The sequence below is a fragment of the Bremerella cremea genome (assembly GCF_039541315.1).
Lineage (GTDB): Bacteria > Planctomycetota > Planctomycetia > Pirellulales > Pirellulaceae > Bremerella > Bremerella cremea.
On record NZ_BAABFZ010000005.1, the window covers coordinates 143416 to 156029 of the forward strand.

Here is a 12614-nt window from a genome sequence, read left to right on the forward strand (position 1 = left end):
CATGGCAACTTCGTCAACCTCTTCCTCGTGCCACGATGCCCCATAAAGTCGCGCTCGTCGTCATTCCCTATTCGGACAATCAAGTCCGCATGATTCGGGGTGTGATGCAATACGCGGCCGAGACCGGGCAGATTCAGATCATCAAGCACGCCGCGATTCCCTATGTTCCCTGGGACACGCTGGCTCAGGCCGAGGCTGACGGCGTGATCGCTTATGCCGAAACCGCCGATCAGATCGCATTTCTGCAGTCGCTGAAGGTTCCATTTGTGAATCTTACCTTGCACGAAGAAGCCTCCCCCAGCCAGGCCATCGTGCATTCCGATAACCTTGCGATCGGCGATCGCCTCGCTGATCACCTGCTGAGTCTGGGGCTGAAACATTTCGCGTTCGTCGGCCACTTTGCCTGGCATCATAATCGACTTCGGAGGGAAGGCTTCTTACGGAGACTGCAAGAGAATGGGCACCATGCGACCTCCATCGAGATTGCCTTTGAATCGATCGTCAATGGCGACGTCATCGATCGGCGAATTGATCAAGCGGCGCTTCAATCGCGGCTCGGTGGGTTACCACAACCTTGTGGCGTGGCGACTTGCCATGACGAGTTCGCCCATGAAGTAGTCGAGGCGTGCAAAAGCCTGGGCATCAACGTCCCTTTCAGCATGTCGGTCGTCGGGGTGAACGACTACCGACTCATCTGCGAGACGACGATGCCTCCCCTTTCCAGTATCTCGCAAAACTCGGAGCGAATCGGATTTCTGGCGGCCCAGCTTCTCGACCAAATGATCCAAGGCGAGCCGATTCCGCCAGAGCCAATCGTCGTCCCACCGGGCAACATGTTTGTGCGGCGCTCTTCCGAGTTTCTCGCTCTCGACGATTGCGACGTGGCGGCAGCGATCGAATTTATTCGGGCACGCTGCAATCATCCGATTACCGTGACCGACGTGGTCGACAATGGCGAGATGAGCCGCAAGACGCTTGAAAAGCGATTTAAATCTTTGATCGGGCATTCGATCGCGCAGGAAATCCGGCTATCGCGGATGCGTCATGCCCAGCATTTGCTGACCTCGACAACACTCAGCATTGTCGATGTGGCTGTGCGGAGTGGGTTCGATAGCACCAGCGGGTTCATCCGCGCCTTTCGAGAACATACCGGCATTACCCCGGCCGAATATCGCACCGGTTAAAGGTACTCTCTCCACCAAGTTGCCGATACTTGCGAAGCAAGGCGAAAAACTGCCATACCGCAAAAGTTTTCCCTAGGCAGCCAGTCGACACTTATCCTGATCCGAGGCTGCCGCCGGCGTATGGAAAGTCGACACATTACGGTCATGCGCAATCGGAAAATCGAAATGCGCTACTGTGCATTGGAACGACAATCTGGTGTGATAGTCTGTCTTGTGTCAAACATCGGTGAACGATCACCAAGCACCGCTAACCTGCCACCCAATGGAAGCAGAACGGTACCGTCTGTTTGCCAACCCAGTCTCTCGAAAAGGTTGATTCCCTGATTACTTCACCTAGTTCTTCGCGTTGGGCGATCGCTTTGCATGGCGGCGCCGGTTGCCTGCCAGATAATGTGACCCCCGAACGTGTTCTCGCGTACCGGCAGTCGCTCGAGCGTATCCTACGTCTTGCGGTAGATCTGCTGACCGGAGGTGGAACGGCACTCGACGTCGCCGAGCGGACCGTGATGGCGTTGGAAGACGACACCCTCTTCAACGCCGGTAAGGGTTCGGTCCCCAATCAGTTGGGGTACCACCAGTTGGATGCCTCGATCATGGATGGCCGACAATTGGCCTGCGGGGCTGTCGGCGCAGTCAGCACGCTCCGCAATCCGATCCGTGCCGCGCGACTGGTAATGGAACAGACCCGGCACATTTTGCTGGTCGGAAAAGACGCCGACGATTTCGGGCGACTGCACCAGCTCGATCAGGTCTCGCAAGACTACTACTTCGACCCGGTCCGGTGGGAGCAGTTCGAAGCATCGCAGCAGCAACTTGGCTACCCGGTACTGAAGACACCTCCTTATGGAATGCCTGAACCGGCGGAGCAGCCGATTGCGACCGGCGACACGGACATCTCGCGAGGTACCGTCGGCTGCGTAGTGCTCGATTCGTCAGGCAACCTTGCCTCGGCAACCAGTACCGGAGGCATGTCGTCGAAGACCTGCGGTCGCGTGGGCGATACCGGCATCATCGGCGGCGGAACCTACGCCGACAACCGTGGCTGCGCCATCAGTTGCACGGGGCACGGCGAACAATTCATGCGGCATTCAATCGCGTTCCAGGTCAACTGGCGTGTGAGCCGTCAAAACGAATCACTGCAAGATGTCGTCGTCGACTGCATTGACAATGTCTTGCAACCAGGCGGAGGAGGCATCATCGCGGTTGACCATCGGGGTAATCTTTCCCTCGAGATGAACACCAAATCGATGCACCGAGCGTGGGCCGATTCCACCGGACAGCGCGGGGTCGCCGTTTATCGAGACGAAACGCGTTAAGCCTGTCGCCATCCTTAGACTCTGCGAACTTCCGATAACCACTTCCAATGCGAGGGACTCTTCACCATGGCCAATACTCTCTTGAAGTGTTTGAAAAGGCTGGCGTTCGCCGTGGTTATGTTCGGATCGCTTTCGGCGCTTCATGCCGAGGACGCTCGCTGGGCCATCGCCTTGCACGGGGGCGCCGGTTCGGTTGCCAAAGATATTTCCCCGGAACGTCTGGCAGCCTATCAAGCGGGGCTACAACAGGCCCTGAAGACTGGCGAGGAGATCTTGAAAAAGGGGGGCACTTCCCTCGAAGCGGTCGAAGCCACCGTCATAGTATTGGAAGACGCCTCATGCTTTAACGCAGGACGCGGGGCAGTCTTCAACGCCGCAGGATTTCATCAGCTTGACGCGTCGATTATGGATGGCAGCACCCTCGCGTGCGGAGGTGTTTCTGCCATAGAACGGACTCGTCACCCCATCCAGGCTGCCAGACTGGTCATGCAGAAGACGCCCCACGTGCTTCTCACCTCGAAAGCGGCCGATTCGTTTGCCGAATCGCACGGAATCGAAATAGTGACGCCTGACTTCTTTTTCGATGCCACACGCTGGAGTCAACTCCTCAAGAAGCTGGAGCGAGAGGGTGTTCCACCTTTGAAGGAACCTGCCTATGGCATGCCGCCAATTGCCAAGAATGCACAGGCAACCAACGACTTCGATATCTCTCGCGGTACGGTCGGGTGCGTGGCATTGGACCAGCATGGCAACCTGGCAGCTGCGACCAGCACCGGCGGAATGACGGGCAAAATGGTAGGTCGCGTCGGCGACTCGCCTATCATCGGTGCTGGAACATACGCCGACAACCAAGGCTGCGCCGTCAGTGGTACCGGCAGCGGCGAAGAGTACATTCGGAACGCCATCGCCTTTCAGGTAAACTGGCGCGTCAAGCAAGACCAGCAGTCGGTTGTCGAAGCGGTAGATGCCTGTTTGACCGAAGTCTTGAAGCCAGGCGATGGCGGGATCATTGCCGTCGACCACGAAGGTAACATGACGCTCCAGTTCAGCACCGGGGCGATGAGCCGTGCCTGGTCCGATTGGAAAGGCAATCGCGGGACCGCTATCTGGGAAGGACCGTTTGAAGACAATTAACCGCGATTAATCCGGTTCGTGCGGTCCCTGTTACCTTCGCCAAACGTCTCGTGCCCTTCACTGCTAAGCGAAGCCTAGAAGCTCGTTTTTGGCATCCTTGGCAAGAACTTCATGTTGGCTACGTCCAAGCCAAAGAGTAGCGCCTTGTCAGGTCAATTCGACCGCTGGGAAATCTGAACGGGGCCCTTGAGATCGCGTTCAACAACATTGATTCCGCCACAAACAACGGTTCTTGGGAAAGTTCTCTCCCGTTCGTTTTTCCCGTCGAGTAAGTCATCGTGGAATGCCATCGAATTGAGAATAATTTCTCATTTTGACTTTCGTCGCAGGTAGCGATCAACAGTATCAACTGGGCCCTCTTCTGCCCCCATAAGCCCTTCTACTGGCAAAGCAGAGTGGTCACTAATTTACCACTCGCCATGCGTTTTGCCGCGAGAGAGGCATCTCACCTTGCCTTAAATCAATCGATTCGTACGATTTTGGATAAGCCAGTTGTTTCGTTGAGTTCCGTGGATTGAACACGATGTCAAAACGACGGCTTCAACCCGCCATGTGAATTGTGACCGTCGAAAACCCCAAGTCGACGTAGACCATCGATCGTAGGATCGATACGAGTAACACGCAGCCGGCTTGTTTGTCGGTTCGTGACCTTCCATTGAGATTGTCAGCATCACCATGAATTCGGTGTCTTTGGCCGGCGACATCGCCGCCACGCGTGAAGCAGTAGATTCGATCACGGATGTAAAGCAGCCAGGTGCCTGTCCTCCATCGCTGTTGGCCTTAACGATGGGGTGCTTCTGCATCGGAACAACCGAGTTCCTGCCAGCCGCACTGTTGCCGACCATTGCCGCGGACTTGAAGGTCACGCTTTCCTCCGCGGGACTCTTGATCTCAGGCTATGCCCTGGGCGTGACGCTGTTGACACCGTTTCTGGCGTCGTTCTCGTCTGGGATCTCTCGGAAGCCACTGCTCATTGGACTGATGGTGATCTTTGCGATCACCAACCTCGCGGCTGCCTTCGCACCGAATTACGAAACCCTGCTGGCAATTCGCTTTCTTTCCGCGATTCCGCATGGCGTTTTCATTGCCTTGGCATCGACGGCCGTCTCGAGCCTCGTCGCCAAAGGACGAGAAGCCGGCGCGATTGGAATCTTGTTCTCAGGGCTTTCGATTGCCATGGCGACCGTGGTGCCTGCCGGAGCGATCCTCGGCCAGCTGGTTGGCTGGCGAATGGCCTTCGCCGCGACATCGGGACTGGGTCTGTTGACGATCATCAGCATTGGTATGTTTGTGCCGAAGCTTCCATTGTCAGAAAACCGGCTCAGTCTTGGGCGTCAATTCGCTGCCCTGATGCATCCGCAATTGCTACTCGCACTCGCGATGACCGCCGTCGGCTACACTGGCACGTTCGCAACGCTGAGTTACATGACTGCCTTCCTGGAGGAAGTCTCTGGGTTCAGTCCGACGATGGTCACCATGTTGTTCGCCCTGCTGGGCGTCTGCGTCACGTTTGGAAACCTGGTAGGCGGCAGAGTCGCTGATCGTGGTTTGCACCCTGCCCTGGTGGGTGGCTATGCGTTGGTGGCCGTTAGCCTGTTAGCCCTGTGGCTGGCAGCACCGTACCAGATCGCCGTGGTGCCTGCATTCTTGCTGTTTGCTTTCACGATGTTCGCCCCCGGCGCCGGCTTGCAGCTCCTCGCGGTTGAACAGGCCCGTCGATACCTGCCCGGTGCCGAAGACGTCGCCGCAGGCCTAAATCAATCTGCCTTCAACCTGGGCATTGCGATCGGTGCCCTGGTGGGTGGTCAAGTGGTCGCCTCCCCCTTGGGTCTGGCCGCGACGCCCGCCATCAGCATCTTACCGGTCGTCATGGCAATCGGGCTGAGCGCGTGGTCTTGGAAGCGTGATACGAATTCACGTGAACTGGCCGCCGAATCAGCCTAGTCTCTACCGACCGGCCTTGATTGACGATTCAACATTGTCCGACGTCCTTCCGGCGACGACCAGATCATAGATCGCTTCCAAACGATCGATATTGTCCGCGCTGTGCTGTTGTCGCACCACTTGGATTGCGTCGCTCGCCAGTGCTGGCCACCGCATATGGTCTTCCCGAATCTTGACCAATTGGGAAGCCAATCCTGCGACATCGTTTTCTTCTGCTAGATAATCTTGATAGGCGGAGCAGACAAAGGGAATGTCGGCGTGCGTTGTCCCGACAATGGGCAGACCCATTGCCATGGCTTCCACCAATATCGTAGGTGCTCCCCCTTCGGTATCGCCATCCGAGGCAATCCGACTCGGAGCGACTAATACATCCGCGTTCGAAAGCTGTGAAATCATTTCACTTCGGGAACAAAAGCCGCGAAATTCGACCTCCGCGGCAATTCCCAGTTGGGCAGCAAGTTCTTCCATCTGCTTTCGGTCGTCACCGTCGCCGATGACCGCCAGAGAAAATGCTCCGAGTTTCTCTTTTGCTCGTTGGAGTGCCTGCAAGAGAACAGGCAGCCCTTTCTTTTCCACGAACCTTCCGACAAACGCGAATCGAATCATCTCTTCAGGCGGGCAGCTTCGCTCACGAAACTCGTAACCGTCGCGACAAATAAGTGGAACGATGTGAACCCGATCACAGGGAGCCCCTAGCCTGACCAGGCGCTGCTTCATGGCGGGGCCTTCAACCACGAACGCATCTCCCTCGAAGAAGAGTTCGTCGTATCGCTTCCGCCAATTACCCTCGCTTGGTATTGCCGATGCATCGCGACCGTAGAAGCTCGTCACCAGGGGAATGGAATGCTTCCGACAAAGAGGCAGAGCTTCCCAGCCGCGTGGTCCAAAATGAGCATGCACGACGTTCGGCTTCACTTTCCGAACGAATGTTCGCTCGTCGAGACGTGTCCCATGCTTGCTGCGCCGGAATGGCTGGGTGATGAACTGACGGAACGACCCTCTTTCCTTTGGTCTCAGTTCGACCCGGTCACACGGAAACAGATCGCGATTCACGCGTTCCGCCGCATAGACCCAGCTCTCGTAACGTTGGGCAGCCGACACAAAGTCGTAGACAAACGTTTCGGTCAGAGCGAAGGCGGCATTGACGAAGTGTGCTACGCGCGGTGGAGATTGCTGATTCATACTGGTTTATTAAAGTCCGTTCTCAATCGCAGAACGAATCACTTTTATTCAGGCAAGTTCGCGGAAACGACCTCGGTCATGTTCGTTTCCTGCCACTGGTCATACCACGTCCGAAACTTCTCGCTTTTCAAAGCCCGTTTATCGAGAGTTTCGGTACTGCCGACGACCTGGGCCGGACTACCTTCCACGATCGCGAAAGGAGGCACCGACTCTCGAACAAGAGCTCCGGCACCAATCAACGCTCCGTCACCGATCGTCACCCCCGGCAATATTTTGGCTCCTGCCCCGATAAAGACATACTTGCCAATTTTGATCTTCTTGACGACGTAGAATTCTTTCTCGTCTTCTGCGACATCCGTGTAATGGCGACCGTAGATCCGAATCGCTTTGTGCGAACTGTGGGTGAAAATGCCAACCCATGCTCCGATCTGGCATCCCTCGCCAATTTCGATTCCCCCGGTACCATCCAAGATGGAATGATGCCACACAAAGACATTGTCCGCGATGTGAACACGTTCCGGATGATAAACGTAGACGGTGTTGCTTAAGCGCGTCTGGGCACGAAACCCATCTGGAGACTGATAGCCCCAAATCATCGTCGGTAGCTGGCTTCGACGAATTTCATCGGCGGCGATCTGGCGAATGACCCGCACGAGGGATCGCTTGAGACTGCCCGGAATTAACCAACGTAGCATTGAAGGAATGCTCACCATGCGCCCCCTAGTTCAACTGCGTGACGCTGAGAGTCGACGTCATCGCTGAAATGATTCGGTCGACCTGGTCGGCGGTTAGCTTTGCCGACAGCGGCAAAGAGATCGTCCGTTGGCTAATCCAGTTTGCGTTCGGAAATTGATCAGCTTCGTATCCGAAACGCTCGCGATAGTACTGATGCAAATGCACCGCACGATAGTGAACGCCCACGCCAATTCCCAGTTCATGGAGTTCCCGCATGACCTGATCGCGGCTCTTTCCTAATTGATCGATATCGAGGAGCAGCGTGTACAGATGCCGGGCATGTCGGGTTTCGCTTGCCGCTGGCGATGGCAACCAACAAGGCAATTCGGCAAACGCTTCATCGTATTGCTGCCAGATCTCTTCCCGCCGACGCAACCATTGTTCAAGCTTTGGAAGCTGACACAGTCCAAGGGCTGCTTGCAGGTCGGTCATATTGTATTTGAAGCCAGGATAGACAACTTCGTAATGCTGATACCCATCGTCGCTAAAGCGGCGCCAGGCATCGCGCGACAATCCATGCAGCGCATGCATCTTCAGCGTGGTCGCGAGTTGTTCGTCGTTGGTGGCAATCATCCCACCTTCGGCGGTCGTCATGTTCTTGGTGACGTAGAAGCTAAAGCAGGTCAGCGGGCTAATTGAGCCAATCTTCTGTTTCTGATACCTGCCTTCGATGCAGTGCGCAGCATCTTCGATCACCTTCAGCCCGAATCGGTCCGCAATGGCTCCGATCGCCTCCATTTCACACGGACGTCCGCCAAAATGAACCGGCAAGATTGCCTTCGTGTTTTGCGTAATCGCTGCTTCGATCTGGCTGGGATCGATGTTCATCGTTTCCCGGTCGACGTCCACGAACACAGGCATCGCTCCGGCGTGAAGGATCACATTCGCGGTCGAGGCAAACGTCAGAGGTGTCGTAATGACTTCATCCCCTGGACCTACTCCGGAAGCAAGTAAGGAAAGATGCAATGCTGCCGTGCAACTATTGACCGCCACCGCATGGCGTGCTCCGACGTACTCGGCAAATTGATCCTCAAACCGGGCGGTTCGAGGCCCTGTCCCAATCCAGCAACTGCGGAGCGTGTCGGTGACCTCCGCGATCTCTTCGTCCCCCAGAATTGGTTGTCCAAAAACGATGTATTCTGACATAGTTGCCGCTAAGTAACCTATTGAATTCGTTGTTCTTTGCTGACGCCCGCTGCCGTGCTTTCAACGGACCATTGCACCGGCGTCCAGTGAACACCTCCCCAACGACGGTCCGGGTAGTGAACAGTACCGTCTTCGACCGCCTGCCACCGCACTTCCAGAAGTGGGTAATCCATAATCACGTCATAGGTGCGACCGACGGCAATATCGGAGATGCCGATCTGCGAAACATACTTGCCAGGGGCGAGTGGCAAACCTAAGACATCGCAACGAACCACCTGTCGCCCCTTTCTCAGTCGCAAAGAGAATTCCGCATCTTGGGTCCAGACGACCGTTACCTGCGATCCATCGACGCGGGCAATGCTGAACCCCATCCTGGCTTCCGTTTCGATACTACTTTCAATTTCGCACTCGAATCGAAAGTCTTCTCCAAACTCGATGACCGGAGAGAATCCCGCCTCGGCGTCGTCGGCGCGGCAAATTCCGATGCGTTCTGCCCGAACATGAGTCCCGCACAAATGATCTCGTCGAAACGCATTAAGATCTGGAAACCCGTCGACAAGGTCGTCACTCGAAGGCTGAGCCATTTCGAGATAGTGTCGGATTGCTTGATCCGATTCACCCTGGAAACGGAGTCGACCTCGATCGAGCACCAGGCAACTATCGGTGAGTTGTCGAATCGCCGACAGTTGGTGGCTGACAAAGAGAACCGTTCGGCCCTGTGTCGACACCTCTTTCATCTTGTCCAGACACTTCTTCTGAAACTGGGCGTCCCCGACTGCCAGGACTTCATCGACGATCAGGATTTCTGGTTGAAGGTGGGCGGCAATGGCGAAACCGAGTCGGACATACATTCCGCTGGAGTATCGTTTCACCGGGGTTTGCAGAAAGTCTTCGATCTGTGCGAAGTCGACGATTTCGTCGAAGTGCCGTTTGATCTCTTGCCGCGACATCCCCAAGAGGGTACCGCTCAGATAGATGTTCTCGGCACCGGTCAATTCAGGGTGAAATCCGGTTCCTACTTCCAACAGGCTTCCAACACGCCCCCGCAAACCAAAGCGACCTGCAGTTGGCTCCGTAATCCGAGACAGAATCTTGAGCAGCGTGCTTTTGCCTGCCCCGTTGCGACCAATTACCCCGACGACTTCGCCTTCGTTGATCGAGAAGTCGAGATCCTTCAACGCCCAAAATGGATTGCTGGTTGATTGGCTACTCGCAGAACTGTCACCTCTTGCGATGAAGCGATTCCATAACGCCTTCGGCAAGCGAGCCAGCAGCTCACTAAATCGCGAATACGGTTCGCTCGTGCCACGTTGATAGCACTTACTCAAGCCGTCGACAGAGATGGCAACGTTGGACATCGAGCTTAGATCCTATCCACGACCTGGCGTTCGATCTGGCGGAAGTAAATCATTCCTCCAACCAACAAAAGTCCTAACGTTACGAAGGAGATCACCATGGAACTGAGCGTCGGTGCCGCGTGGCCCAGAATGCACCAGCGGACTCCTTCCAAGACCCCGACCATTGGGTTCAAGGCGTAGATGCTGCGATATTGCCCGGGAATCAGCTGATCCGTTTCGTAGATCACAGGGCTGATAAAGAACCCGACCTGCAAAATAAAGGGGACCACATATCCAATGTCGCGATACAGCGCGTTCAAGGCAGACAGCCACAGCCCTGCCCCGATCGAAATGAGCAGCGACAAGAGAACAAACAGCGGCAGCAAGATGATCTGGACCGGCGGCACGACACCGTACCACACCATCAAACCAAGCAGTAATACGCAGGCAATACAAAAGTCAATTAGCCCTCCGACCGTTGCCGAGATCGGCAATACCGCTCGAGGAAAATAGACTTTGCTGATCAAGTTTTGATGAGCCACCAGGCTTTGCGTGGCCGCTCCAAGAGTCGAAGCGAGTAACTGCCATGGCAAGTAACCACACAAGAAGGTGACGACGTACGGTACGTTCCCTTCCGAAGGCTGCCGTCCGAGGAGTTGAAAAAAGATATTGAAGACCAGCATCAGCAGCGCCGGTTGAAGCACGGCCCAAGCGACGCCGACCGCTGTCTGTCTATATCGCACTTTGACATCGCGGACGACCAGCATCCACACTAGGTGGCGATATACCCAGAGCTCGTAAAAGCCGCGGAGCGAGATGCCTCCCTCAGATTCGAAGTACTGCATCGGGACGTCGCTGGAAGGCACGTCAACGGCCAAATCGCGTTCGGAGATCTGGCTTGCGGACGTACTCATTCAGCTTGAATTCCGGCGTTGGTCTGCCGGTCCTGAGAATCGGTGGTCACATATTTGGGGAGTCGACGACAGTTCCGATATTCGTTCCTACCAAGGAACGGATTCGACTGCCTGTCGGCATCCCCCAATGTCTCGTAAGACACTGAAAGCTGGTTGAAGACCACGTTAAGGTTGTGTAAATACGCCCCTTGCCCCTAGACCCCGACGGGGCCCAGGGTACAACCTGGAGTCTGCAATTGCGGCGGCGAATCCCCAGAAAAGCAGGCGTTCGTCTTGCTTTAGTCCCGAGCCGCCCAGTTTTTGGTCCCGCTTCCATGAAGAATTCGCTTCACAAACTAGAGGTCAATGTGTGAGGGAATGAATGCTAAGCCTCTTCACATTCTTGTTTTCGCACATAGTGCCACACTGTCGCATGGCGGAGGTCGTTCGCTTCATGAACTGTTGATCGAGCTCAGCACTCGCAACGATATCCGTCTCACCGTGGTCACGCCGGGATATGGTTCCTTTGAACTGGCCGCGAGAAAGTTAGGAGCCGTCGTCCTCTGCTTGTCCGACCTGGTCCCTGAAGTTTGTTTCGAGAGTCTACTCTGGTGTGCCGACGAACATCACGGTTTCGGATGGACGGTTCATCCAACAAGGCTCATGGACTGCGTCGCAGCGATTTCTCGATCGCTCGAAGAGAGGCCCGACGTCGTTTATACGAACACGACGGTCTGCCCCCTGGGTGCGTTCGTTGCGGCGCGATTGGAGACGCCCCACGTATGGCATCTCCGTGAGTTCGTTGATCGCGATTTCGGCTGGACTTTCTATCTGGGTAAGCCGGGTACATACGGCTTAATCGATACGCTTTCTGACGAAATAATTGTGAACTCCGAAGTCCTTCGTCAGGCTGTCTTGCCCTACCTTCAAGAGAACACAATCTCCACAGTTCCAAACGGCCCATTGGCAGACGCATGGCTAAAGATCGAACCGCCATGCACTCCAGAAAAGGACGCCCCGTTACGACTCTGTCTGGTTGGCACTATCGCTGAGCATAAGGGACAGATCGACGCGGTCGAAGCGGTTGCTTTGCTCAACCGTCGCAACATTCCTGTAGAGCTCCACCTGTTTGGCGATGCTCAGCCCGATTATCAAGCGAAGCTTCGTGAAGCGGTGAAAAACCACGGCATTGGGAATCAGGTTCATTTTCGCGGAACAACAGCCGATCCGCGTCAGGCTCTCTTAGAGGGGCACATTGCCCTGGTCACTTCCCGTTTAGAAGCCTTCGGCCGGGTCACTGTCGAAGCGATGGCTACGGCGCGGCCCGTTATCGCAACCAATACTGGGGCCAATCCGTCGATCATCGATGATGGCGTCACCGGTATTCTTTACGATGTCGGCAACGCCGAGCACCTTGCCTCAGCGATTGAACGTATTTACCACGACCCTGCTGCTGCTTGCCAAATGGCAACCCGTGCCCGGGACCAATCGCTAACGCACTACACGCGGATCGAATATGGCCGACGTATCGAACAAATATTACGAAGAGCAGCCGCCACGCCCGAGCGCAAGAGGTCGATCCAAGCCCTTCTTCCGCATCTGGATACGATTGCCCATGGCGTTTGCGCCAGCATTTCTCATGGGCAGATCCCGGCCCTTGCCAAGAGGACCGAGACCTTAGAGAAGTCTTGGGGCATCTATCTAACGCGAACGATCGGGCGAATGCTAGGTCTTGCATAGGCC

Annotated in this window: 10 protein-coding genes; 5 read left to right on the top strand and 5 right to left on the bottom strand. The window is 55.7% G+C overall.

Annotated elements, in window-relative coordinates; translation table 11 throughout:
• The first annotated feature begins 35 nt into the window (after window positions 1-35).
• The 4 genes from ABD890_RS17695 (at window position 36) to ABD890_RS17710 (ending at window position 5578) form a co-directional block, all read left to right on the top strand.
• The gene (locus ABD890_RS17695) at window positions 36-1184 is read left to right on the top strand and encodes a substrate-binding domain-containing protein (protein WP_345092732.1); all 1149 of its coding nucleotides are present in this window, start codon (window positions 36-38) and stop codon (window positions 1182-1184) included.
• A gap of 287 nt (window positions 1185-1471) precedes the next feature.
• Window positions 1472-2500, top strand: a complete 1029-nt coding sequence (locus ABD890_RS17700; RefSeq protein WP_345092735.1) for an isoaspartyl peptidase/L-asparaginase family protein — start codon at window positions 1472-1474, stop codon at window positions 2498-2500.
• A 66-nt stretch (window positions 2501-2566) separates the two neighbouring features.
• Entirely contained in the window at window positions 2567-3634 is a 1068-nt protein-coding gene (locus ABD890_RS17705) for an isoaspartyl peptidase/L-asparaginase family protein (protein WP_345092738.1), read from the top strand.
• 675 nt (window positions 3635-4309) lie between these two features.
• Window positions 4310-5578 carry an MFS transporter gene (locus tag ABD890_RS17710; protein ID WP_345092741.1) on the top strand — a complete coding sequence of 423 codons (1269 nt, stop codon included), beginning with the start codon at window positions 4310-4312 and terminating at the stop codon, window positions 5576-5578.
• Between the two features lie 3 nt (window positions 5579-5581).
• Here ABD890_RS17710 and ABD890_RS17715 read toward each other — a convergent pair whose 3' ends face one another.
• From ABD890_RS17715 to ABD890_RS17735, 5 genes are read right to left on the bottom strand one after another with little or no spacing between them, the layout of a single operon-like run.
• Entirely contained in the window at window positions 5582-6760 is a 1179-nt protein-coding gene (locus tag ABD890_RS17715) for a glycosyltransferase (protein ID WP_345092744.1), read from the bottom strand.
• Window positions 6761-6804: 44 nt separating this feature from the next.
• Window positions 6805-7455, bottom strand: coding sequence for an acyltransferase (locus ABD890_RS17720; RefSeq protein WP_345092747.1), 651 nt, complete (start codon window positions 7453-7455; stop codon window positions 6805-6807).
• Between the two features lie 25 nt (window positions 7456-7480).
• Window positions 7481-8641, bottom strand: coding sequence for a DegT/DnrJ/EryC1/StrS family aminotransferase (locus ABD890_RS17725; protein ID WP_345092750.1), 1161 nt, complete (start codon window positions 8639-8641; stop codon window positions 7481-7483).
• A 17-nt stretch (window positions 8642-8658) separates the two neighbouring features.
• Complete coding sequence (locus ABD890_RS17730) at window positions 8659-9999, bottom strand: ABC transporter ATP-binding protein (RefSeq protein WP_345092753.1); 1341 nt, start codon at window positions 9997-9999, stop codon at window positions 8659-8661.
• A 5-nt stretch (window positions 10000-10004) separates the two neighbouring features.
• Window positions 10005-10892 carry an ABC transporter permease gene (locus tag ABD890_RS17735; RefSeq protein ID WP_345092756.1) on the bottom strand — a complete coding sequence of 296 codons (888 nt, stop codon included), beginning with the start codon at window positions 10890-10892 and terminating at the stop codon, window positions 10005-10007.
• 357 nt (window positions 10893-11249) lie between these two features.
• On the opposite strand from ABD890_RS17735, the gene ABD890_RS17740 reads away from it, so the two are divergent.
• Window positions 11250-12611 carry a glycosyltransferase family 4 protein gene (locus ABD890_RS17740; protein WP_345092759.1) on the top strand — a complete coding sequence of 454 codons (1362 nt, stop codon included), beginning with the start codon at window positions 11250-11252 and terminating at the stop codon, window positions 12609-12611.
• Window positions 12612-12614 lie beyond the last annotated feature (3 nt).

What these genes read in the sequence shown, in the direction of transcription:
- ABD890_RS17695 (WP_345092732.1), top strand. Translation starts at nt 36, where the DNA reads ATGCCCCATAAAGTCGCGCTCGTCGTCATTCCCTATTCGGACAATCAA.
- ABD890_RS17705 (WP_345092738.1), top strand. Translation starts at nt 2,567, where the DNA reads ATGGCCAATACTCTCTTGAAGTGTTTGAAAAGGCTGGCGTTCGCCGTG.
- ABD890_RS17710 (WP_345092741.1), top strand. Translation starts at nt 4,310, where the DNA reads ATGAATTCGGTGTCTTTGGCCGGCGACATCGCCGCCACGCGTGAAGCA.
- ABD890_RS17715 (WP_345092744.1), bottom strand. Translation starts at nt 6,760, where the DNA reads ATGAATCAGCAATCTCCACCGCGCGTAGCACACTTCGTCAATGCCGCC.
- ABD890_RS17720 (WP_345092747.1), bottom strand. Translation starts at nt 7,455, where the DNA reads ATGCTACGTTGGTTAATTCCGGGCAGTCTCAAGCGATCCCTCGTGCGG.
- ABD890_RS17725 (WP_345092750.1), bottom strand. Translation starts at nt 8,641, where the DNA reads ATGTCAGAATACATCGTTTTTGGACAACCAATTCTGGGGGACGAAGAG.
- ABD890_RS17730 (WP_345092753.1), bottom strand. Translation starts at nt 9,999, where the DNA reads ATGTCCAACGTTGCCATCTCTGTCGACGGCTTGAGTAAGTGCTATCAA.
- ABD890_RS17735 (WP_345092756.1), bottom strand. Translation starts at nt 10,892, where the DNA reads ATGAGTACGTCCGCAAGCCAGATCTCCGAACGCGATTTGGCCGTTGAC.
- ABD890_RS17740 (WP_345092759.1), top strand. Translation starts at nt 11,250, where the DNA reads ATGAATGCTAAGCCTCTTCACATTCTTGTTTTCGCACATAGTGCCACA.